At 68.6% G+C, this 22,211-nt stretch carries 19 protein-coding genes; 10 read left to right on the forward strand and 9 right to left on the reverse strand.

All coding sequences use genetic code 11. The annotated features are described in order from the left end of the window. Positions 1–5: 5 nt before the first annotated feature. Complete coding sequence (locus ACZ3HV_RS33050) at positions 6–1,229, reverse strand: alkaline phosphatase D family protein (protein ID WP_465690094.1); 1,224 nt, start codon at positions 1,227–1,229, stop codon at positions 6–8. A gap of 80 nt (positions 1,230–1,309) precedes the next feature. Here ACZ3HV_RS33050 and ACZ3HV_RS33055 point away from each other — a divergent pair, with 80 nt between their 5' ends. The 8 genes from ACZ3HV_RS33055 to ACZ3HV_RS33090 are packed head-to-tail and all read left to right on the forward strand — an operon-like array spanning position 1,310 to position 10,779. Then, positions 1,310–2,608: an ADP-ribosylglycohydrolase family protein gene (locus ACZ3HV_RS33055; RefSeq protein ID WP_465690096.1), complete on the forward strand. Its 1,299-nt coding sequence runs from the start codon at positions 1,310–1,312 to the stop codon at positions 2,606–2,608. Further along, positions 2,598–3,488, forward strand: a complete 891-nt coding sequence (locus ACZ3HV_RS33060) for a ribokinase (protein WP_465690098.1) — start codon at positions 2,598–2,600, stop codon at positions 3,486–3,488. Before ACZ3HV_RS33055 ends, ACZ3HV_RS33060 begins: the two co-directional genes overlap by 11 nt. After that, complete coding sequence (locus ACZ3HV_RS33065) at positions 3,485–5,473, forward strand: SUMF1/EgtB/PvdO family nonheme iron enzyme (RefSeq protein WP_465690100.1); 1,989 nt, start codon at positions 3,485–3,487, stop codon at positions 5,471–5,473. The genes ACZ3HV_RS33060 and ACZ3HV_RS33065 overlap by 4 nt, the downstream gene beginning before the upstream one ends. Next, on the forward strand, positions 5,470–6,657 hold the full coding sequence (locus ACZ3HV_RS33070) for a CaiB/BaiF CoA transferase family protein (protein ID WP_465690102.1): 1,188 nt from the start codon (positions 5,470–5,472) through the stop codon (positions 6,655–6,657). Before ACZ3HV_RS33065 ends, ACZ3HV_RS33070 begins: the two co-directional genes overlap by 4 nt. Positions 6,658–6,681: 24 nt before the next feature. After that, positions 6,682–7,506 (forward strand): HpcH/HpaI aldolase/citrate lyase family protein, encoded by an 825-nt coding sequence (locus ACZ3HV_RS33075; RefSeq protein WP_465690104.1) that lies wholly within the window; start codon positions 6,682–6,684, stop codon positions 7,504–7,506. A gap of 2 nt (positions 7,507–7,508) precedes the next feature. After that, complete coding sequence (locus ACZ3HV_RS33080; protein ID WP_465690105.1) at positions 7,509–9,104, forward strand: phytoene desaturase family protein; 1,596 nt, start codon at positions 7,509–7,511, stop codon at positions 9,102–9,104. Then, entirely contained in the window at positions 9,101–9,508 is a 408-nt protein-coding gene (locus tag ACZ3HV_RS33085; RefSeq protein ID WP_465690107.1) for a TIGR03668 family PPOX class F420-dependent oxidoreductase, read from the forward strand. The genes ACZ3HV_RS33080 and ACZ3HV_RS33085 overlap by 4 nt, the downstream gene beginning before the upstream one ends. Positions 9,509–9,519: 11 nt before the next feature. Next, the gene (locus ACZ3HV_RS33090) at positions 9,520–10,779 is read left to right on the forward strand and encodes an RNA polymerase sigma factor (RefSeq protein ID WP_465690109.1); all 1,260 of its coding nucleotides are present in this window, start codon (positions 9,520–9,522) and stop codon (positions 10,777–10,779) included. On the opposite strand, the gene ACZ3HV_RS33095 is transcribed toward ACZ3HV_RS33090, so the two are convergent. The 4 genes from ACZ3HV_RS33095 to ACZ3HV_RS33110 form a co-directional block, all read right to left on the reverse strand. After that, on the reverse strand, positions 10,761–11,837 hold the full coding sequence (locus ACZ3HV_RS33095) for a class I SAM-dependent methyltransferase (protein WP_465690111.1): 1,077 nt from the start codon (positions 11,835–11,837) through the stop codon (positions 10,761–10,763). The two genes, ACZ3HV_RS33090 and ACZ3HV_RS33095, sit on opposite strands and share 19 nt — an antisense overlap. 52 nt (positions 11,838–11,889) lie before the next feature. Then, positions 11,890–12,873: a Gfo/Idh/MocA family protein gene (locus ACZ3HV_RS33100; RefSeq protein WP_465690113.1), complete on the reverse strand. Its 984-nt coding sequence runs from the start codon at positions 12,871–12,873 to the stop codon at positions 11,890–11,892. After that, positions 12,870–13,877 carry an alcohol dehydrogenase catalytic domain-containing protein gene (locus tag ACZ3HV_RS33105; protein ID WP_465690115.1) on the reverse strand — a complete coding sequence of 336 codons (1,008 nt, stop codon included), beginning with the start codon at positions 13,875–13,877 and terminating at the stop codon, positions 12,870–12,872. Before ACZ3HV_RS33105 ends, ACZ3HV_RS33100 begins: the two co-directional genes overlap by 4 nt. Before the next feature lie 64 nt (positions 13,878–13,941). Then, positions 13,942–14,946, reverse strand: a complete 1,005-nt coding sequence (locus ACZ3HV_RS33110) for a LacI family DNA-binding transcriptional regulator (protein ID WP_465690117.1) — start codon at positions 14,944–14,946, stop codon at positions 13,942–13,944. Positions 14,947–15,042: 96 nt separating this feature from the next. On the opposite strand from ACZ3HV_RS33110, the gene ACZ3HV_RS33115 reads away from it, so the two are divergent. Next, the gene (locus ACZ3HV_RS33115) at positions 15,043–16,362 is read left to right on the forward strand and encodes an acyl-CoA dehydrogenase family protein (protein WP_465690118.1); all 1,320 of its coding nucleotides are present in this window, start codon (positions 15,043–15,045) and stop codon (positions 16,360–16,362) included. Beyond that, positions 16,362–17,570: an acyl-CoA dehydrogenase family protein gene (locus ACZ3HV_RS33120; protein ID WP_465690120.1), complete on the forward strand. Its 1,209-nt coding sequence runs from the start codon at positions 16,362–16,364 to the stop codon at positions 17,568–17,570. The genes ACZ3HV_RS33115 and ACZ3HV_RS33120 overlap by 1 nt, the downstream gene beginning before the upstream one ends. Positions 17,571–17,609: 39 nt before the next feature. On the opposite strand, the gene ACZ3HV_RS33125 is transcribed toward ACZ3HV_RS33120, so the two are convergent. From ACZ3HV_RS33125 to ACZ3HV_RS33140, 4 genes are all read right to left on the reverse strand, one after another. Continuing rightward, entirely contained in the window at positions 17,610–18,737 is a 1,128-nt protein-coding gene (locus tag ACZ3HV_RS33125) for a tyrosine-type recombinase/integrase (protein ID WP_465690122.1), read from the reverse strand. A gap of 584 nt (positions 18,738–19,321) precedes the next feature. Beyond that, positions 19,322–20,005, reverse strand: coding sequence for a GntR family transcriptional regulator (locus ACZ3HV_RS33130; RefSeq protein ID WP_465690124.1), 684 nt, complete (start codon positions 20,003–20,005; stop codon positions 19,322–19,324). A gap of 96 nt (positions 20,006–20,101) precedes the next feature. Then, a complete protein-coding gene (locus ACZ3HV_RS33135; protein WP_465690126.1) occupies positions 20,102–21,265 on the reverse strand; it encodes an enolase C-terminal domain-like protein in 1,164 nt (387 codons plus the stop codon). A gap of 17 nt (positions 21,266–21,282) precedes the next feature. Continuing rightward, the gene (locus ACZ3HV_RS33140) at positions 21,283–22,191 is read right to left on the reverse strand and encodes a carbohydrate ABC transporter permease (protein ID WP_465690128.1); all 909 of its coding nucleotides are present in this window, start codon (positions 22,189–22,191) and stop codon (positions 21,283–21,285) included. Positions 22,192–22,211 lie beyond the last annotated feature (20 nt).

A 22,211-nucleotide genomic window follows, 5' to 3' on the forward strand; every position in this document is an offset into this window, starting at 1 on the left:
TCCGTTCAGGCCAGGTGGGTACCGGGACGGCCGTCCTCGACGACCAGGGTGGCGCGGGTGGACGCCGTACCGCCGGGTGTGGTGACGCGGTCGACGATGCGGAAGTCCGACGTCCACTGAGTGCGGTCGAGACGGCAGCTGAGGTAGCCGCGCTGGACGTTCTGGTACTTCACGTGCGGGTTCTCGGCGAGCAGCGCGCGACCGGTGGCATCGGCGTCGACGCCGTCCTTGCCGGACGAGATCGACGTGGTGACGAACTCGGTTCCGACGGCCGGGGTCGAGGGATCGGCGAAGTTCACCCGCAGGTCCGACGCGACGCTGCGGTGCAGGTCCCCGGTCAGTACGACGAAGTTCCGCACGGCGCGATCGCGGACGCCAGTGAGGACCCGGTCGCGGGACGCGGTGTAGCCGTTCCACGTGTCCATCGGCAGCTCCAGGTCCGGACCGGTCTTGCGATCGAGTTGAGCCATCGCGACCTGCTGGGCGACGACGCTCCACCGGCTACTGGACCGGCCGACCGTGTCGAGCAGCCAGCGTTCCTGCTCGGCGCCGGTGATGGTCCGGGCCGGATCCGTCGATACGGCGTCCGGAGGCAGCCAGCCACCCGTGCTGGTCTGGTTGTCGCGGAACTGCCGGGTGTCCAGGACGCTCAGATCGGCAGTCCGCCCGTACCGCAGGTGACGATGCAGCCGGATCGACGGTCCGTCGGCGGACTGGTCGAGTCGCAGTGGCATGTGCTCCCAGTACGCGCGGAAGCCGTTGGCCCGGCGTACCAGGAACTCGTCGTGCGGGAGCCCGTCCTCGGAGATGTACCCGGCCCAGTTGCCCTCGACCTCGTGATCGTCGAGCGTGACGATCCACGGCGTGGCGGCGTGCGCGGCCTGCAGGTCGGGGTCGGTCTTGTGCAGCGCGTACCGGGCGCGATACTCGTCCAGCGTGACCCGCCGAACCACGCGGCGGAACGTCTCGTCCTCGGCGACCTCCCACTCGACCTTCACCGCGCGGTCGTCCATGCCGCCGAACGGTTCGAGCGGGCCGGGAGCGAGGCGGGTCCAGATCACCACGGCGCCGGGGAGTGGGTCGCCCGAGGCGACGCCGAGACTGAACAGCGGGCGCTTGTCGGTGCGGTGCGGTATTCCTATCGCATCGGCGAGGTCGGGGAGGTTGCCCGTGAGAGCGAGCGCGGCGGCGGCGCCCGTGGCGGTCAGGAAGCTGCGGCGAGTAGCCATGCGCTGGAGTATCGGACTGCAATGAGACAACGAACCAGATGTGCGTTTCGCCTGGCGCAACAAGGGAAGGAACAAGCCCGATGAGAATGACCTGGGTGCAGCCGGAGGACCTGCTGCCGCACCAACTGGTCCAATCACGGTCCGAAGGAGTCGACGTCACCGACGTCCAGGCGCGCTGGCTCACGGCCGGCGGTACGACGGACGCCCCGGCGTCGGGCGCCTCCGACCAGCCGGCGTCACCCAAGCTGCGAGCGCTGGCCCGCGAGCTGCTCGACGAACTGGATGCGCGGACGACGCCCTGGCAGGAGCCGGAGATCCCCGATCTGCCGCTGCTGGGTCAGCCGGCGGATCTCGAGCGGCGGACGCTGAACGCGTGGCTTGGGCGGGCGGCCGGGAATCTGCTCGGCAAGCCGGTGGAGAAGATCCCGCGCGAGGGCATCCGGGAGATCCTGGAGACGTCCGGACAGTGGCCGCTGCGGCAGTACATCACCGCGATCGGCGTACCGGACGAGGTGCAGCAGCGGTGGCCGTGGAACAAGCGGTCGAAGCCGACCAGCCTGCGCGAGGTCATCGACGGGATGCCCGAGGACGACGACCTGAACTTCGCCATCCTCGCCCTTCAACTGCTGGAACGGCACGGGTCGGAGCTGACCACCGACGACGTCGCGCAGGCCTGGCTGAACGATCTGCCGGCCGGCCGGGTGTTCACCGCCGAACGTGTTGCCTACCGCAATCTTCTGGACGGCGTCGAGCCCGCCCGGGCGGCCGTGGTCGGCAATCCGTTCCGGGAGTGGATCGGCGCGCAGATCCGCACCGACGCGTACGGCTGGGCGAATCCGGGTGACCGTACCGCGGCCGCACGACTCGCCCTGGTCGACGCCCGGCTGAGCCACACCGGCGCCGGCGTCGACGGTGCACTCTGGGTGGCCGCGATGTCGGCCGCTGCGATGGTGCTGGACTCGCCAGGCGAGGTCGCCCTCGCCGGACTGGACGTGATCGCGGCCGACGGTGCGATCGCGCGTGCGGTCAGGTTCGGGCTGGCGCTGTCAGACCTCGAGCTGGACGACGCGCTCGACGCTCTGCACGGGGAGTACGGCGACCTGCACTGGGTGCACGCGGTGAACAACACCGCGCTCACGGCGTACGCGCTGACCGCTCCGGATTTCGGCACCGCGGTTGGTCGTGCGGTGATGGGAGGGTGGGACACGGACTCCGTCGGCGCCACCGTCGGTGCGGTGTTTGGCGCAGTGCGCGGAGTTCCGGCAGAGTGGTCTACACCACTAGACGACCGGATGGCCACGAGCCTCCCGGGGATGGACCAGATCGCGATCACCGAGCTGGCGCGGAGGACTGTGGAGGTGGCCCGGCGTGAAGCCTGAAGTAGTCGTCGTGGGTAGCGCGAACGTGGACCTGGTCCTCCCGGTCCAGCGGATCCCGCGCCCCGGCGAAACCGTGCTCGCGGGAGTCATGACGCGCGGACCGGGCGGCAAGGGCGCCAACCAGGCGGTCGCCTCCGCGCGAGCCGGAGCACGCACCGCGATGGTCGCCGCACTCGGTGCCGACGACGGTGGCGCCCTGCTCCGTGACGCCCTCGGCAGCTCCGGTGTCGACCTCGCGCTCGTCACGTCGAGCGACGCCCCGACCGGTACGGCGATCATCACGGTCGAGGAGAGCGGTGAGAACTCGATCGTGGTCGCCCCCGGCGCGAACGGCGAACTGACCTTGTCGGACGCGGCGATCACGTCCGTCGGTGCAGCGAAAATCGTACTTTCCCAATTGGAGATCCCGATCGCGACCGTCCAGCGGGCGGCTGCGGCGAGCTCGTACTTCATCCTCAACGCGGCCCCGGCCGCCGAGTTGCCGGACGACCTGCTGGCCGAGGTCGACCTGCTCGTGGTGAACGAGTCCGAGGCCGAGACGATCGCGGGCGCGGACCGCTCGGCCCTGCTGAAGAAGGTGCCGGCCGCGGTGGTCACCCTGGGTGGAGCCGGCGCCGTGATCCTGACCCGCGGTGACGACGAGATCGCGGTGCCCGGCGTACCGGTCGAGGTGGTCGACACGACCGCCGCCGGGGACACGTTCTGCGGCGTTCTCGCGGCGACATTGGCTGCCGCGTCAGCGATTACGGCAAGCGACCTGACGAATGCGGTCCGACGCGCTAACGTTGCTGCTTCATTGAGTGTTCAGGCCGCGGGGGCCATTTCCTCCGTGCCTCACGGGGATGCGATCGACGCGCGTTACGCGGAGGTGTACCTGTGAATCCGCTCGAACCGCGGCCCATCGACCTACCCGCCCGGGTGGATCTGGGGCTCCGGGCCGACCTCTCCTTTCTCGACGACGCCAAGATCCTCGGCGCCCCGGAGGACCCGGCCGACCTGCCGCGCTGGCGCGCCAAGGTCGCCGAGTGGCGGTTCGGAGCCTTCGAGCGGACGCCGTACGACGGTTCGCACTACGACGAACCCGGTCGCGAATGGACCCAGACGGCGTACTCGGTGGCGCTCGTCTGGCTCTGGGACGACCAGCTGTACGACGTGGAGACCGGGAAGTTCACGCCGGAGAAGTTCGTCCAGCACGGGGTCGACGACTTCGGCGGGTACGACGCGATCGTGCTCTGGCACGCCTACCCGGTGATCGGGATCGACTCGCGCAACCAGTTCGACTTCTACCGCGGCGTGCCAGGCCTGCGTCCGTTGATCGATGACCTGCACCGGCTCGGCCTGAAGGTCTTCTTCGACTACAACCCGTGGGACGTCGGCACCCGCCGGTCCGCGCGTTCCGACGCCCATGAGTTCTCCGACCTGGTGACGGAGTACGACGTGGACGGCGTCTTCCTGGACACGTTGAAGGAAGGCGACCCGGCGTTCACCCGCGCGCTGCGCACGGCGAATCCGGCGATCGCCTTCGAGGGTGAGTCACGGTTGCCGATGGCAAGGATCGGCGACCACGCGCTGTCCTGGGCGCAGTGGTTCGCCGATACCCACGCGCCGGGTGTGCTGCGCGCGCACCTGTTCGAGCGCCGGCACATGATGCACCACACCCGCCGGTGGAACCGTGACCACAGCGACGAGTTGCAGTCGGCCTGGGTGAACGGCGTCGGCATGCTGGTCTGGGAGTCGGTGTTCTCAGCCTGGGTCGGCTGGAACGCGCGTGACCGCGCCACGTTGCGGCGGATGGTCGCGGCACAGCGGGCGTTCGCACCGGTGCTGATCAACGGCGACTGGATCCAGCTCACCCCGGAGATTCCGGACAAGGCGCGCGACCATGGCGTCTACGCTTCGCGGTTCGACCTGGCCGACATCACCCTCTGGACGCTGATCAACCGCGGCGAGGAGGACTTCGACGGCATCGTGCTGCGCTCGGAGGATCAGGTCGGCGACTGGTACGACGTGACGTCCGGGGTGCCGATCACCGCCGACGACGACGGCGTTCACCTGGTCGTGCCGGGTCGTGGTGTCGCCGGCATCATCCGGGTCGGCGCGACCGCCGGTTCGTCGTGCCGGGCGACCGCGCGCCGGCTCGGCACGATGCCACGACCGCACGTCAACGACTCCGCGTTCCCGATGGCACCGGCCGAGCTGGTCCCGGTCCCCGCCGTCTCGGGTGATGCGTCGATCGGCCCGGTGGTCGCCGTACCGGCGGGGGAGCGGACGCTGACCGTTCGGCACCGGCGGCGCGAGACCGGGTTGTACGACCAGGCGCCGTACGTGGAGGAGTGGAAGCCGCTGCCGCCACGCCTGCACGACATCCAGACGGTCAAGCGTGAGGTATCGCTGCCGGGGATCTCGGTCGCGATCACCGAGGTGACCAACGCGCAGTACGCCGAGTTCCTGGCCGCGACCGGGTACCGGCCTGTGGTGGCCAACCGGTTCCTCGCGCACTGGGTCGAGGGCGCACCGGTCGCCGGGACCGAGGACCACCCGGTGACGTACGTCGACCTCCCGGACGCGCGCGCGTACGCGACCTGGCGGGGTGGGCGGTTGCCGACCGAGGACGAGTGGCAGGTGGCCGCCGGGCTGGATGAGTTCGCCCGCTCGGAACCGCTGGTGTGGAACCTGACCGAGAGCGAGCATCGGGACGGACGCAGCCGGTTCTGCATTCTCAAGGGCGGTTCGCACTATGTTGCCGAGGGCTCCGACTGGTACGCCGACGGCGGACCGCAGGAGCCGGACGTGAGCTTCAAACTGGTGCTGACCGGTGGTGGTCTCGATCGCTCCGAGACCATCGGTTTCAGGTGTGCGGGATGAGATCTGCTCCGCTCGAAGGCGTGAAGGTGCTCGAGGCGGCGACGCTGTTCGCGGGCCCGCTGGCGGCGACGTTCCTGGGTGACTTCGGGGCCGACGTCACGAAGATCGAGCATCCGGCCCAGCCGGATGCCGCGCGGACGCACGGTGCTTCCAAGGACGGCGTCGGGCTGTGGTTCAAGACGCTCGGCCGGAACAAGCGGCTGGCGACGCTCGACCTGTCCCGCGGGCGTGAGGTGTTCCTCGAGCTGGTTCGTTCTCATGATGTGCTCGTCGAGAACTTCAGGCCAGGGACGTTGGAGCGCTGGGGTCTCGGGCCTGACATGTTGCTGGAAGCGAACCCGCGCTTGGTGATCGCCCGGGTGACCGCGTTCGGTCAGGTCGGGCCGTGGTCCGGCCGGCCCGGGTTCGGGTCGCTGGCGGAGGCGATGAGCGGGTTCGCGGCGGTGACCGGCGAGCCGGACGGGCCGCCGACGCTGCCGCCGTTCGGGCTCGCGGACGGGATCACCGCGCTCGCGACGGCGTACGCCGTGCTGGTCGCGCTGCGCGAACGCGATCGGTCCGGGGCCGGTCAGGTGATCGACCTGGCGATCATCGAGCCGATCCTGATGATGCTCGGCGGCGGGATCACGGCGTACCAGCAGACCGGGTACGTCCAGCCGCGACTGGGGAACCGCTCGTCGAACAACGCTCCGCGCAACGTGTACAAGACCGCCGACGGCCGGTGGGTCGCGGTGTCGACCAGCTCGCAGAGCATCGCCGAGCGTGTGGTGACGCTGGTCGGCCGGGCGGATCTGGTCGCCCAGCCGTGGTTCGCGACCGGGCGGGAGCGGGCGCAGCACGCCGACGAGCTGGACGAGGCGGTCGGATCCTGGATCGCAGAGCGCTCCCTGGACGAGGTGATGGCCGAGTTCGAGAAGGCCGAGGCCGCGGTCGGCCCGGTCCACGACATCCGCGGCATCATGACCGATCCGCAGTACGCCGCACTCGGCACGATCGTGGCCGTGGACGACGAGGAGCTGGGTGGACCGGTGCAGATGCAGAATGTGCTGTTCCGGCTGTCCGAGTCGCCGGGGTCGATTCGGTGGGCCGGCCGGCCGCACGGGGCGAACACCGACGAGGTGCTCGCGGAGATCGGTGTCACGCCGGAGCAGCTCGCAGCGTTGCGGGCCGCCGGAGTGGTCTGACACTTTCGTTCGAGGGGGCGTTGGTTGCTGACGGCACTGTATGTTCCGGCCAACCGGCCGGATCGGTTCGCGAAGGCGGTTGCCGCGGGCCCCGATGTGGTCGTGTTCGACCTGGAGGACGCGGTTGGCGTCGACGACAAGGCGGACGCGCGGGGCTGGGCGGTCGCGTGGATCGCGGCGAACGCGCACGGGCCGGTGGAGGTCCGGGTGAACGGGCTCGGAACGCCGTGGATCGAGGACGATCTGGCCGCGGTGTCCGTCATACCGTCGGTGCGGATCCGGATGCCGAAGGTGGAGAGCGCGGCCGATGTGCACACCGTTCTCGAACAGGTGCCGTCGGCAAGGATCACTGCGCTGATCGAGTCGCCGCTCGGGCTGGAGCGGGCGTTCGAGATCGCCACGGCGGATCCGCGCGTGGTCGCGATCGGGCTGGGTGAGGCCGATCTGTCCAGTGCCTTGGGCGTGGACGGGTCCGCGGGGTTGGCGTGGGCTCGCGGACGGTTGGTGTCGGCGTCGCGGGCTGCCGGTCTGGGTGCTCCGATGATGTCGGTGTTCCCGCACGTGAACGATGTCGAAGGGTTGCGACGGACGTCGCTGGAGGGACGCGAGCTCGGCTTCGTCGGCCGTACGGCGATCCACCCGCGACAGTTGGCCACCATCGTCGAGTGCTTCACGCCGAGCGCCGTACAGGTGGCCGAAGCCGAAGCGCTACTCGCCGCGGTCGAGCAGACCGGAGTGTCGACCGGTGGTGTGATCGTCCTCCCGGACGGCCGGATGGTCGACCCCGCGATGGTGGGGCGCGCCCGCGAGGTCACAGACCTGATGCGGGAGATCGAGTTAAGGTCGTAGGCATGCTGCCGCGCAGTGTTGATGCCGTGGTGATCGGTTCGGGGCCGAACGGGCTCGTGAGCGCGATCGCCCTCGCCGACGCGGGCTGGGACGTCCTGGTGCTGGAGGCCGCGGAGACCTTCGGAGGGGCGGTCAGGTCGGTCGAGAGTGACGGCTGGGTCAGCGATCGTTTCAGTTCGAACTACCCACTCGGCGTGGCGTCCCCGGTACTGCGTGCGCTCGAGCTGGAGAAGTTCGGGCTGAAATGGTCGAACGCGCCGCTGTCGCTCGTGCACCTCCTCGACGCGGAGGACGGTGCGGCGGTCGCCGTCCACCCGGATCCCGAGGACACCGCGAAGTCGATCGGCGTGGACCACCCCGGTGACGGTGAGGCGTGGCTGCGGCTCTACCAGCAGTACGTCGCGATCCGCGAACCGCTGCTGAAGTCGCTGCTCACCTCGTGGCCGCCGGTCGTGGCGGGGATCAAGCTCGCGCGCAAGCTCGGGTCGGCGGGGGAGTTGCTGCGGTTCGCGCGGTTCATGGCGATGCCGATGCACCGGATGGGCCGGGAGTTGTTCGCCGGTCCGCGAGGTGCGGCCCTGCTGGCGGGCAACGCGATGCACGCCGACTCGCCGATGTCGGGCAGCGTCAGCGGCACGATGGGCTGGCTGCTCGCGATGCTGGCGCAGGACGTCGGCTTCCCGGTCGCGGCCGGCGGGTCGTCGTCGCTATCTGGTGCCTTGGTCGGCCGGGCCGAACGCGCCGGCGCCCTGCTCGTCTCCGGTACGCCGGTCGCCGGGATCGACGTGTCATCCGGCCGGGTGACCGGCGTACGCACGGCGTCCGGAGAGACGGTCGCGGTCAGCCGGGCCGTCATCGCGGACACGTCCGCGCCGGCGCTCTACCGCTCGTTGTTGCCAGAAGCAATGATTCCGGCCGGTTTGCGGCGGGATCTGGACGAGCGGTTCGAGTGGGACTACCCGACGGTCAAGCTGAACTTCCGGCTGAGCGGCCCGGTCCCGTGGAGATCGCCCGAGGCACGTTCTGCCGGGGTGGTCCACCTGGGCGGAACGGCCGACGACCTCGTCCACCTGTCCGCCGACCTCGACACCGGCCGGTTGCCGTCCCAGCCGTTCCTGCTGATCGGCCAGACCACCAAGTCGGACCCGACCCGCTCGCCGGCAGGAACCGAGGCGGTCTGGGCGTACTCACACCTCCCGCGCGGGATCTCCGACGACGAGTCCGCGGAGAAGCTGGCCGGGCGGATGGAACGTGCGATCGAACGCTTCGCGCCCGGCTTCACGGAGCTCATCCTGGCCCGCGACCTGCAGCGTCCGTCCGCGCTGGAGTCGGGGAACGCCGCGCTCGGTTTCGGTGCGCTCGGCGGCGGCACCATGCAACTTCACCAGCAACTCGTCTTCCGTCCGACGATCGGGCTGGGCAGCCCTCGAACGTTCGTCACCGGCCTCTACCTCGGCAGCTCCGCGATTCATCCCGGCGGTGGAGTCCACGGCGCCTGCGGTCATCTCGCCGCCCGCACTGCCCTGCGCGACGCGTCCGTCATCGGTCCGCTCACTCGCACTCTCCCGGCCGCGGCCCTCCGGCATCTGCAGCGTTGAAACTGGATGAAGCCACCTGTCGAGCCCGAGTCGCGGCGGCGCGAGTCGGACGATTGGCGACGGCGGGTGCTGACCTGCGGCCTCACGTCGTACCGGTGACGTATGCGGTGCACGGGGATGAGTTGTTCATCGGAGTCGATCAGAAGCCGAAGACGACAACGGACTTGAAGCGGTTGCGAAACATCGCGGCGAACTCACGGGTGGCGGTGCTCGTCGACGAGTACGACGAGGACTGGACGCATCTGTGGTGGGTGCGGGTCGACGGGGTCGCGCGGGTGCTGACCGAGGCACCGGCGGCCGTGGAGTTGCTGGCGGCGAAGTATCCGCAGTACGAGGCTGATCCGCCGCGGGGGCCGGTGATCGCCATCCGCGTGGACGGTTGGTCGGGCTGGTCCTATGCGTGAGGGGTTTGCAGATGAGTGACGGAGCCGGTGTGGAGGGTGTGCTGCGGGAGCTCGCGCCGCAGGTGCTGGGCTTCCTGGCTCGGCGGCACGGGCAGTTCGATCTGTGTGAGGACGCCGTACAGGAGGCGTTGCTGGCGGCGGCGACACAGTGGCCGGCCGACGGTGTACCGGCGAACCCGCGGGGTTGGCTGATCACGGTCGCGACCCGGCGGCTGACCGATCAGTTCCGCAGTGAGAGCGCGCGCCGGCGACGCGAGGACTCGGTCGCCGCGATGGCCGGGCCGGAGGAGTTGGTTGCCCCAGGCGCCGATGCCGACGGGCCGCCGGAGGCCGACGACACGTTGACCCTGCTCTTCCTGTGCTGTCATCCGGCCGTCACGCCGGCGTCGCAGGTCGCGCTCACGTTGCGCGCGGTCGGCGGTCTGACCACGGCCGAGATCGCCCGGGCATTCATGGTGCCGGAGGCAACGATGGCGCCGCGGATCAGCCGGGCGAAGAAGAGCATCAAGGCGGCCGGCAGCCGGTTCGTGATGCCGCCCGAGGACGAGCGGGCCGACCGGCTGCGCGTCGTACTCCAAGTGCTGTATCTGATCTTCAACGAGGGTTACACCGCGAGTTCGGGTGAGGAACTGCAGCGGGTCGAGCTGACCGCCGAGGCGATCCGGCTGACCCGGATGCTGCGATCGGCCTTGCCCGACGACGGTGAGGTGGCGGGACTGCTGGCGTTGATGCTGCTGACGGACTCCCGGCGTACGGCGCGCAGCACCGCGGACGGCGGCCTGGTCCCGATCGACGAGCAGGACCGCACGCTGTGGGACCGCGCGCAGATCTCCGAGGGCGCCGAGCTGATCCTGAGCACGCTCGCCCAGGGAGCCGTCGGGCCGTATCAGATCCAGGCGGCGATCGCGGCGATCCATGCGGAGGCGCCGAGTGCGGAGGCGACCGACTGGCCGCAGATCCTGTCGTTGTACACGCTGCTGGAGAAGCTCGCGCCGAACCCGATGGTGACGCTCAACCGCGCGATCGCGCTCGCCCAGGTGGAGGGTCCGGCCGCGGGACTCGAGTTGCTCGCCACGCTGGACGACGACAAGAACATCACCGAGACACACCGGCTGGACGCCGTACGGGCACACTTGTACGAGCGTTCCGGAGACTTGTCGCGAGCGCACGAGCTCTACCTCGCGGCGGCCCGCCGTACGACGAGCTTGCCCGAGCAGCGCTACCTGACCGCCAAGGCCGATGGGATCTCCGGTCAGGGGACCAGTCGGTAGAAACGCCAGAACGCGGTGTGGAACGGGTGAACCTGCAGTTCCTGGAAGCCCGCGTCGGTGGCGTAGCGGCGCAACGTTGACGGACGCATCACCGCTCCGGTCGCCGCCGATTCCGGATCGCCCATCGCGTCCGACAGGCAGGACATCAGGCTCCAGCCGTAGTGGTACCGCTCGAGGTCCGACGCGGGTGCCGTGAATTCGTCCTCGACCAGCTCGTCGGCGACCAGGACGGTCCCGCCGGGCGCGAGCATGTCCCGCGCGCTCCGTAGCGCCTCGACCGGCCGCGGCATGTCGTGCAGGGCCTCGAGAATCGTGACCAGGTCGAACCGGCCGGCCTGGGCTGGGTCGGCGGCGTCGGCGACCGAGAAGCTGACGCGATCGGCCAGGCCCGTCTCGTCGGCGTGTCCAGCGGCCGCGGCGATCGCGTCCTCGTCGAGGTCGAACCCGTGCACCGTGATCCGCGGGTAGGCCTGCGCCATCGCGATCGACGACCAGCCGGTGCCGCAGGCGAAGTCGGCCACGCGGGCGGGTGGATCGTCCCGGAGCCTCCGATCGATCTCCGGGATGGCCGGCAGCCACTCCTTCCCCAAACGGTTCAGGTAGATCGGCCGGTTGAACTCCGCGCGGCCTTCCGGTTCCCAGGGCTGGTGCGGTGGTGCGCCACCGGTTCGGAAGGCCTCGACGAGGTGCGGAAGCTGCCGCGCCGCGCGGGCGAGTTCTACCCCCTTGGCCGCCTGATAGTCGACGTGGTCCGGATCGGCCAGAACCGGGATGTGCTCGGGCGGAAGGTGGTACCGCCGCTCGGTCGGCGCCGCCTGGACGTCATCGACGTCGATCAGCCCGCTGGCGGCGTGATGCTCGAGCCACTCGCGGATGTAGCGCTCGGCGGTCCCGGTGCGGTCGGCCAGCTCGGCCGACGTGGACGGGCCGTGGTCGGCGAGCGACCGGTACAGGCCCAGGCGTTCGCCGAGGTAGATCGTGTACAGCTCGAGCGCGCCGCCCGCGTCGCGGAAGAGCCGATCGGCCAGTGCGGTGGTCCGGTCGTCCGTCGTACCCATGGAGGGATCGTACGGCGCTCGGCGGTCGCCGACGCGGGTGTTGAGGCGGCGCTCACGCGGATGGGACGGTGATCCGGCGGCCCGTCTCGTGGGATTGGATGGCGGCGTGGGCCAGTTGCAGGGCTCGGCGGCCGGTTTCGGCGTGTACGGGTGGCTTGGTTCCGGCGCGGAGGGCGTCGAGGATCGCGTCGACGTGCCGGTCGAAGGTGCCGGAGAAATAGCGGGCCTCGTCGTCGAAGTATCCCGAGTGCCAGCGGTGCTCGACGTCGTCGCCGACGCGGGAGAAGGTCAGCGCGCGAACGGTGTCGTGGATGACCAGGCGGCCCTCGGTCCCGTTGATCTCCACGCGTTGTGAGTCGGGGTAGGCGTAGGACGAGTCGTAGCTGCCGAGCATCGTGCCGACCGCCCGGCTCTGGAAGTCGAGTGCCAGCGCGAGGGTGCTGAAGTCGCCGTACGTCTTGTCGGTCAGGTGTGCGGAGACGTTGGCGATCCGGCCGACGAGGTGCTCGAGCATGTCGAAGCCGTGGCACTGGGTCTCGATCAGGTTCGCGTGCGGCGAGTTGCCGTGGTTGGCTTCGCCGCCGAAGCGCCAGGTGGCGAACACCGGCTCACCGATCTCGCCGGTATCGATCAGGGCTTTGGCGCGCTGGACGGGTTCGGCGTACCGGTGGTTGAAGTTGATCGCGAAGAACTGGTCGCCGGCTTCGGCGAGGAGGGTGTCGGCCTCGGTGAGGTCGAAGACGAGTGGCTTCTCGACCAGCAGCGGTACGCCGGTTCGCAGCAGCCGCAGAGTGACGTCGAAGTGGTCCTCGTTCGGTAGGCAGACGGTGATCAGGTCGGGTTGCTCGCGCTGGAGCATGAGGTCGAGGTCGGTGTACGGGGTGGCGCCGTACCGCTCGGCTCTCTTCTGCGTCCTGTCCGGGTTGCGGCCGACGACTGCGCAGAGTTCGGTGTCTTCGCGACGGGAGAAGATGCGGGCGTGCTGCTCCCCCCAGCCGCCGGCTCCGACCACAGCAACGCGAAGGCGATCGGTCACGAGGCGATCTCCTGGGTGACGACGACCTTGCCGGTCTCGCCGGCCAGGAACAGCGCGAACGCCTCGCGGATGTCGGCGACCGGGCGGCGGTGGCTGATCACGCGGCCGATCAGCTCCTGGTTGGCCTGGAGGAGTTCGAGGTTGGCGGTCATTTCGTCGTACCGGAAGTACTCGCTGCCGAGGATCGCGTGCTCGGGCGCGATCAGGTCACTCGAGACGTCGATGGTGACGGTCTCCCCGTGGCCGACACAGATCAGCGCACCGCGTTTGCCGAGGATATCCAGTGCCGCGCGCCGGGCGACCTCCTTGCCGGACGAATCGAACGCGATGTCGGGGTCCCCGACGGCTTTCAGATCGTCTGCGAGCACCGGGATCGCGCCGAAGCTCTCGGCGAAGTCGAGGCGCCACCGGGAGATGTCGGAGATGTAGACCGGTACGTCGGCGCCGTACAGGAACTTGCTCATCACTGCCAAGCCGAGGCCGATCGGCCCGGCGCCGGCGATGTAGACACTCTCGACGTCCTGCCGAACCAGCGCGGCCCGGCCGAGTGCGTGGCGGCTGGTACCCATCACGTCGAGCAACATGGTCGCGTTGCCGATCTCGATGTCATCGGTGACCGGGAAGAAGTTCGTCTCGTGGACCAACTCGTAAGGCCCGTACCCGCCGTCGTGGGTGAACCCCATGTCCGCCCGCTTGGCCAGACACTGATTGGTCGCCCCGAGCCGACAGCTCCGGCACTCGCCGCAGAAGTCCATCAGGAACACGGCCCCGCGACTCCCAACCGGAACCCCGGTGCCTTCTCCCGCGGCGATCACGGTGCCGGCGGCCTCATGGCCGGGCACAACGCTGCAGCCGCCGAAGTACTGGTCGCGGTCCGTGCCGCAGAGAGCGTTCGCCTGGACCCCGAGCAGGAGCTGCCCGGGACCGGGGTCGGCGTAGGAGCGGTCCGCAAACTCGATCCGGCCATCTCCACTGAACACGGGGGCGAGAGCTGTGCGCGTCATGGTCGCGAAATTTACTACGTAGCAAACTCGGAAAACAAGAGGTTGTGGCGCATCGTCCGGCTTGTCAGAGGGTGGTGCTCTCGCGGAGGCGGAGCTCGTAGCCGGCCATCCGGTGCTGGGGGACGCGGGGCTCCTCCGCGCCGAACTGCTCCTCGAGCAGGTCGAGCGCCATGCTCGCGATGTCGTCGAGCAGCGGTGCCACCGTGCTGAGCGTCGGCGTCGACAGGCTCGACTCGACGATGTCGTCGAATCCGATCACCGAGACGTGCCCTGGCACGTCGATCCCGGCGCGAATCAGCGCCCGGATAGCCCCGAGCGCAGCCGAGTCATTCATCGCAAAGATCCCGTCGGGCAGATCCCCTTGGCTGATGATTCCGGCGATCGCATCGGCGGCTTCGGCGGTCGTCCAGCCGCAGTCGATCAGGAGGTTCCGGTCGACCTCGAACCCGTGCTTCTTCAGCGCGGCCTGGTAGCCCTGCCGGCGGAGTTGGTAGGAGCGCTTGGGTCCGTTGTTCGCTCCGAGCAGCAGGATCCGGCGCCGTCCGGTGTCGAGTAGGTGAGTGACCGCCGCCTGCGCCGCTTCCCGGTTCTTGATGCCGACGTGGTCGATCTCGCTGCCGGGCTCACGGTCGCCGACGAGCACCACCGGATGCTTCCGGCCCTCCGCCTGCCCCTCGTCCACGCGACTCAGCGCGACCGCACTCATGATCAGCCCGTCGGTGAGGATCTCGCCGCCGCCGTGCAGGAGTTCCAGTTCGGCCTCGTGGCGTCCGCCGGTCGTCTCGACCAGGACCGTCGTACCGCGCCGCTGGGCTGCCGCGATGACGGCCTCGGCGAGATCGGCGAAATAGCGCTCTCTGAAGGTCGGGACAGCCAGCGTCACCGTGCCGGTGCGGCCCGTCCGGAGCCGCCGCGCGGCCGTGTTCGGCCGGTATCCGAGCGCGTCGAGGCTCGCCTGCACCCGGGCGCGAGTGGCGGGGGAGACGTGGACGTAGTTGTTGACCACGTTGGAGACCGTCCGCTGCGAGACCCCGGCGTGGCGGGCCACATCCGACATGCTCACGGCCACTACGTGTCCACCCTTCGAACGGGTCGTCAGGCTATCACCGCCGCCCTGCAGCGCCGGGACGTGACCTGCGTTGTAACTTCGGTTTACAGTAGCGCCATGAGCCTTCAGGAGCGAACGCGAGGCAGGCGGGACGCGATCGGAGTCGGCGTCGCACTGCTGAACCGGCTGGCCAAGTCGCGCGCGATCGACCGGTTCGGGCTGCGGAAGCAGACCGAGCGGGTGGTGTTCGAGGCGACGAAGACCGGTTTCCGCACGGCGGGAGCGCTCTCTCGGAGTTTCTCGGCGGCGTCGAAGCGCAGCAAGCCGTCGCGGTTGCCGGCGGCGCGCGGGACCGGCCGTTTCGACCTGACCCCGACCGAGGACCAGCAGTTGGTCGTCGAGGTCGTGCGCGAGTTCGCCGCCGAGGTGCTCCGCCCGGCTGCCGCCACTTCGGACACCGCGTGCGCGACCGAAGAGAAGGTTCTCTCGTCGTCCGCCGACCTCGGGCTGAGTCTGATCGAGGTTCCCGAGGAACTCGGCGGCATCGTGACCGAACGATCCGCGATGACCGGCGTACTGGTGGCCGAGGCGATGGCGTACGGCGACATGGGACAGGCTGTCGCGTGCCTGGCACCGGCAGCCGTGAGTACGGCGATCTCTCTGTGGGGCGATGAGACCCAGCAGGCGACGTACCTGCCGGCTTTCACGGGGTCGTCCGTACCCGCGGCAGCGCTGGCGATCCTCGAACCGCGACCGCTGTTCGATCCGTTCACGCTGAAAACCAGGGCGACGCGGCAACGAACCGGTCACCTCCTGAACGGCGTGAAGTCGTTGGTGCCGCGCGGGGCCGAGGCCGAACTGTTGGTGCTCGCCGCAGACGTGGAGTCCTCCGGGCCTGCGTTGTTCCTGGTCGAGTCCAACCATCCCGGCGTGACGATCGAGGCCGAGCCGTCGATGGGCTTACGGGCGGCCTCCCTCAGCCGGGTGATTCTCACGGACGTGCCGGCCGTACAACTCGGAACCCCTGAGGACTATGCCGAATGTGTGCGGTTGTCGCGGCTCGGGTGGTGCGCGTTGTCCCTCGGTACGGCACGGGCGGTGCTCGACTACGTCACGCCGTACGTGAACGAGCGGACTGCCTTCGGCGAGCCGATCAGTCACCGGCAGTCGGTGGCGTTCATGGTGGCGAACATCGGGATCGAGCTGGAGGGCATGCGGCTGGTGACGTACCGGGCCGGATCGCGTGCTGAGCAAGAGCTCTCGTTCGCTCGCGAGGTCGCGCTGGCGCGGCGGCTGTGTACCGACAAGGGCATGCAGATCGGGACGGACGGCGTCCAACTGCTCGGCGGGCACGGGTTCGTCAAGGAGCATCCGGTGGAACGGTGGTACCGCGATCTGCGGGCGATCGGCGTCATGGAAGGTGCGGTGCTGGTCTGATGATCAACCTCGAGACGCCTCGGAAGTTCCGTGCCTTCGTCAATCAGGCACACCAGGTCGCCGCGGAGATGCTGCGGCCGAACTCGCGCCGCTACGACCTGGCCGAGCACGAGTACCCGGTCGAGCTCGACATGCTCGCGGCGATGGTCGACGGATTAGGTGCCTCGGGCACCGGTTCGGGTGCGGGTGCCTCCGGCGTACGACGTACTGCCGACGCCGTCGACGGGGTCGTGAACGGGTCGAACCTGTCGTCGGTGCTGTCGATCATGGAGATGTGCTGGGGCGACGTCGGACTCCTGCTGTCGATGCCGCGGCAGGGGCTCGGCAACTCGGCGATCGCGTCCGTCGCCTCCGAGGAGCAGTTGCGTCGCTTCGACGGCGTGTGGGCGGCGATGGCGATCACCGAGCCCGATTGTGGCTCGGACTCGGCGAAGATCCAGACGACAGCTCGGCTGGATGACGACGTCTATGTGCTCAACGGTGAGAAGATCTTCGTCACGGCCGGTGGGCGCTGCGACGCCGTCGTGGTGTGGGCGACGCTGGCCAAGTCGCTCGGGCGGGCTGCGATCAAGTCGTTCGTCGTACCGAAGGACACGCCTGGGATGACCGTCGAGCGCCTCGACCACAAGCTCGGGATCCGCGCGTCGGACACCGCGACGATCCGCTTCGAGAACTGCCGCGTACCGCGGGAGAACCTGCTCGGATCACCCGACATCGACGCCGACAAAGGCTTCGCCGGCGTCATGCAGACCTTCGACAACACTCGCCCCTTGGTCGCCGCCATGGCCGTCGGCGTGGCCCGAGCATCCCTTGAACTCACCCGCGACCTGCTGCGCGACGCCGGCGTGGAGGTCGACTACGACCGCCCCGTCCACCTCCAACCGGCCGCGGCAGCGTCGTACCTCACCATGGAAGCCGATTGGGAAGCCGCCTACCTCCTGACTCTCCAGGCAGCCTGGATGGCCGACAACCGCCGGCCGAACTCCCTCCAAGCCTCCATAGCCAAAGCCAAAGCCGGCCGCTCCGGCAACGACATCACCCTCCGCTGCATAGAACTAACCAGCACCCTCGGCTACTCAGAACACCACCTCCTGGAAAAGTGGTCCCGAGACTCCAAAATCCTCGACATCTTCGAGGGAACCCAGCAGATTCAACAGTTGATCGTAGCGCGGCGCCTACTAGGGAAGACTTCCGCGGAGCTCAAATAGCCTTGACTGAAAGGGCTTTCGCCATTCCTGGATCTCCGGCTAGAGCAGCCCGGGGCCGGCGTCCGGGGGCTCGAGCTCCGGTCCGATTTCGCTCCTGGTCCGTGACTGGTCCGTCAGCCGCCGCGCAAGTCGCGTCAGCCGCCGATCGACGGCCTGTCGGTCACGGTCGTAGGACGACGGCAGCATAGGGGTGTACATCTGCAGCGTGAAGCCCGGATCGTGGTGCCCGAGATACTCGGAGAGTTCTTTGATGTTGACCCCGTCCGCGAGCGTGATGCTGGCGAAGTAGTGGCGGAGCGCGTGCAGCCCAGTCGTACGGTCGGTCTTGAAGCGCCGGCGGCCGCGGTTGTCCTTGTATGGCGGCGGGATCACACCGGCCATGGCAAGCGCGGGTCTCCACACGAGCTCGTCGTGCAAACGTGCCGTCATGTGTCGGCCGTCTGGCCAGCTGAAAATCAGGTCGTGGTCTTGGACTTCGCCGTCGAGGCGCTCCCACGGTAGCGAGATGGTGGTCATCCCGAAATGCTCGATGTGGCTCTTGATCGCAATCGCGAGCACGGGTGCCATCGGCACGAAACGCTCCTTGTCGTTCTTGGGAAGCGCGAAGACGAACCTCTTTCCCAGGCGCTTCACCTGACGCCGGACTCCGATGAGCATGAGACTGAAGTCGAAGTCGTCGACCGAGAGTCCGAACAGCTCACCCTGCCGCAAACCGGCGGCCGACGCGGTCGTCGGAAGCAGCCGGAACCGATCAGGGTGTGCTTCGACGATGCGCTCGACCGTCTCATCCGACCAGGCAACGACTTTGGAGAACCGCCGCTTCGGCTTCTTGACGACCTTGAACTGGCACGGATTGCGCTTGATCAGCTCGTCGGCGACCGCAAGTTCAAGACACCCGTTGAGAACCAGCAATGCGCTTCGAGCTGTCGAGGGGCCGTAGACACCCATGAGATCGGTTAGCCAGACCGCGACCTCCGACGGCAGGATGCTCTTGACCATCCGCCGCCCGAACACCGGCTCCACATGAAGCCGCCACTTCGAGTCGTACTGAATCGCGCTCGCCGGATCGATCGTCCGCGACCCCATCCACCGAGGCCAGATCTCCTCCAACCGGACCTTGCCGGCATCCGGATCCAGATAGTCACCCCGATCACGATCCGTCTCCATCCCACTCGCGTACCGCAGCGCCTGGACCTTCGTCTCAAACGCCCGCGACCTCTCCTTCCCCTGCGGGTCAGTCCAAACCCCCAACCACCGCTTCCCCCCTCGCGGGCGTCGCGCTGGGAGCCGTCGCGTTCGGCGTGCAGGTTGCGCTGGAACGCCGTCGCCGCCGGCCCCACCAATCCCTGGGACACCCGTCGACCACAACTTATGCCGCACCGCCCCGACAAGCCGCGCCAACTGCCGAGACCACTGCCACACCACGCGACCCCGAGGTTTACGCCAAGCTGGTTCGTGGCGCGTTCGACACGCTTCGCAGTGGCCACGAACTGCGCATGCGCGCTATGGGGAAGACGCCCGGACCGTCCTTCTGAGCGAGATTTGGATCGACATCGGGTGGCCGCCTCCGGGCTCCGGGCCGCCTCTGCCGCGGTCGCCCGTCGTGCGTCTTCTCCCCGCCCAACTCGTACCGGGCGGCTCGGTCGAACGACTGAACGACTGAGTGCCGATCCCTGTTCGCCGTACGCCTGCCGGCGCGCGGAACTCTTGAACCGCAGTGCGTGCGGCAGAGATGAAGGTCGAAGCAGTTCTCAGGCGTGGAGTTCGCCGGCCTCCTGGTGCGGGGCGGCTTCGATGTCGGACAGGAGAGTGTCGCGGCAGTTGTGCAGGTCGGCGAGCAGAGCCTTGACAGCCTCGTCCGGGTCGCCGCTCCGGATCGCGTCGAGGACCGCCGCGTGACGATCGGTCAGGGCGATCAGGTCGAGGCCGGCATGTGAGCGCACCTGTGCGATGCACAGTTGCGTCTCGCCCATGACGGTCTCGTGCATCCGGCGCAGGCGTTTGCTGCCGGTGGCGGCGACCAGCGCGCGGTGCAAGGCGACGTCGGCTTCGGTGTGCTCGGTGTGCTGGTCGCGCTCGGCTGCGATCCGCATCAGCGACAGCGAGCGGTCGGCGTCGCCGGGCACCTCGCCGCGGCGCGCGAGCGTCGTCACCGCCTTACACTCGATTGGCTCCCGGGCGTAGTAGAGGTCGCTCACGTCGTCGGCGGACAGTTGCGGGACGACCGCGGTGCGTCGGGGTCCTCGACGAAGAAGTCCTTCGTTCGTCAGCCGGTCCAGCGCGGCCTTGGCGGTAGGTCGGGCGACGGCGAATCGGTTGGCGACCCAGATCTCCGAGAGCTTTTCTCCCGGTGGGATCTCGCTGGCGATGATCTGCTTGCGCAGCGCGGTAGTCAGCGAGTCGGTCAGTGAGGTGCTCTCGAGTTCGACACTCACTCCTACCGCCTCCTTGATGTCATCTCGGCCGGGTCTCGGCCTGGGATGTCCGCATCCTAATTGATCGCTAGCCGAACTGCCTGACAGGTGTACTGGTCATCGGAAGGTCACGCGATCTGCGTTGAGCGTCGAGATCCGATCCCAGTCGTACGTCACGCCGAGACCCGGGCCGGACGGTACGCCGACGCAGCCGTCGTCTCCGACTGCGGACAGGTCCTCGGCGTAGTCGTCGGCGAAGACGTCTGGTAACGACGGATTGCCGGTTGTGGGGTCGAGGAGCCCGAGTTCGTAGTAGTTCGTGTTCCGGATCGCCGCCATGCAGTGGCGCTGCGCCGGGCCGGCCGCGTGCACCTCCAGGTCCAGTCCGATCGCCTCTGCCGCGTGCGCGGTCTTCATCACGCCGGTGATGCCCAGGTCGAGCTCCGGATCGGCGCGCAGGAAGTCGGTCGCGCCGTCGAGTGCGAGCGCGGTCCGCAGTTCGAGGCCGCGGACGAACTCGGTGATGAGCAGCGGCGTACGAACCCGGTCACGCAGGATCCGGTGCGCCAGCGGTGCGTCGCCACGGAGCGGGTCCTCCCACCAGTAGGCGCCGACCTCGTCGCAGAACCGGCCGAGCCTGAGAGCCTCCGCGAGGGTCGGCAGGCTCTTGCCTGGGTCGGTCATGATGTCGCTCCGGCCGCCTGATCCCTCAGCGGTCGCGCCGAAGATCTCGATCTCGTCGCGAGCGGTTCCGGCCGACCGCCCGTGGATCTTGAAGCCGGGCACGCCGAGGCGCGCGCACTGGTCGGCGAAGTCGCGGTAGCTGTCAGCGGTGGCAAGGCTGCCCAGCCCGTGCCCTCCGCCGACCGTGCTCACGTATGCGGGAAGCCGGTCCCGGAACCGGCCGAGAAGTTGCGACACCCCGAGGCCGGTCAGCTTGCCGAGGGCGTCCCACAGGGCGATGTCGATCGCGCCGGCCCCGATCCGGTCGGTCTTGGCGAAGCCGCCGTTGAAGCTGTCCCAGATCGCCTCGCGGTCGTGGAGGTCGCGCCCGACGATGCTTCCCGCCATGGCCTTGACCTGGGCGATGGCGTACGGCGGTGCGCTCCACATGACGACGTACCCGCCCTCGGCGCCGTCGTCGGTGCGGATCCGGATCCCGAACCGGCGCGTCGTCCGGCTCGGCGGTGTCGCGTCGGTCAGCGGCTCGCCACTGCGGTCGTAGCGCCGCACCACCGTGTGGTCGAACTCGATCAGCTCCACCGCGGAGATGATGGACATGAACCTCCTGTCCGAGCCTACTTGAGGCCGGTGGTCGCGATGCCCTGGGTCAGGGCCTTCTGGGCGAACAAGAACACGGCGAAAACCGGGACCAGCGTGACGATCGACATCGCGAACAGCGCACCGTAGTTGCTGAGCCCGGCGGAGTCGGAGAAGGTGCTCAGCCCGAGCGGCACCGTGTAGAGATCGGGCCGGTTCAGGTAGAGCAGCGGTGTGAAGAAGTCGTTCCAGGTCCAGATGAACGTGAACACGGCGGTGACGCCGATCGCCGGAGTGCACAGCGGCAGGATGACGCTCCAGAACGTGCGCAGTGGTCCGCAGCCGTCGATCGCCGCTGCGTCGTCCAGCGTGGTCGGCAGGGTGCGCATGAACTGCACCATCAAGAAGATGAAGAACGACTCCACGCCCAGGAACTTCGGCAAGATCAGCGGTACGTAGGTGTCGGTCAGTCCGAGGGTCGAGAAGATCACGTACTGCGGTACGACGGTCACGTGGAACGGCAGCATGATGGTCGCCAGCATGATCGCGAACATCGGCCCGCGGAACCGGAACCGCAGGCGGGCGAAGGCGTACGCGGCCAGCGTGCAGGAGATCAGGTTGCCGACGATGCACGCGATCGCGACGATCATCGAGTTAAGCATGAACCGTCCGAACGGGATGCCGAGCGAGTTCCAGCCGTCGACGTAGTTGGCCAGAGTCAGCGCGCCACCGCCGGAACCGTCGCCGAAGATGTCGCTGTTGTTCATGAACGATCGGGTCAGCATCCAGATCAGCGGATAGATCATGATGATGCCGAAGGCAATCAACAGCAGATGCCGCCAGCCGCGTCGCAGGATCCATTCCAGGAGGTCCGGGCCGGCCTTGCCGCCACGGCCGGGCGGCGTCTGCTCGAGCGGGGCTGCGGGCATGGTCGGGGGAGTGGTCACCGTATCTGTCCTCATCGGGA

Source organism: Kribbella sp. NPDC020701, assembly GCF_055562215.1.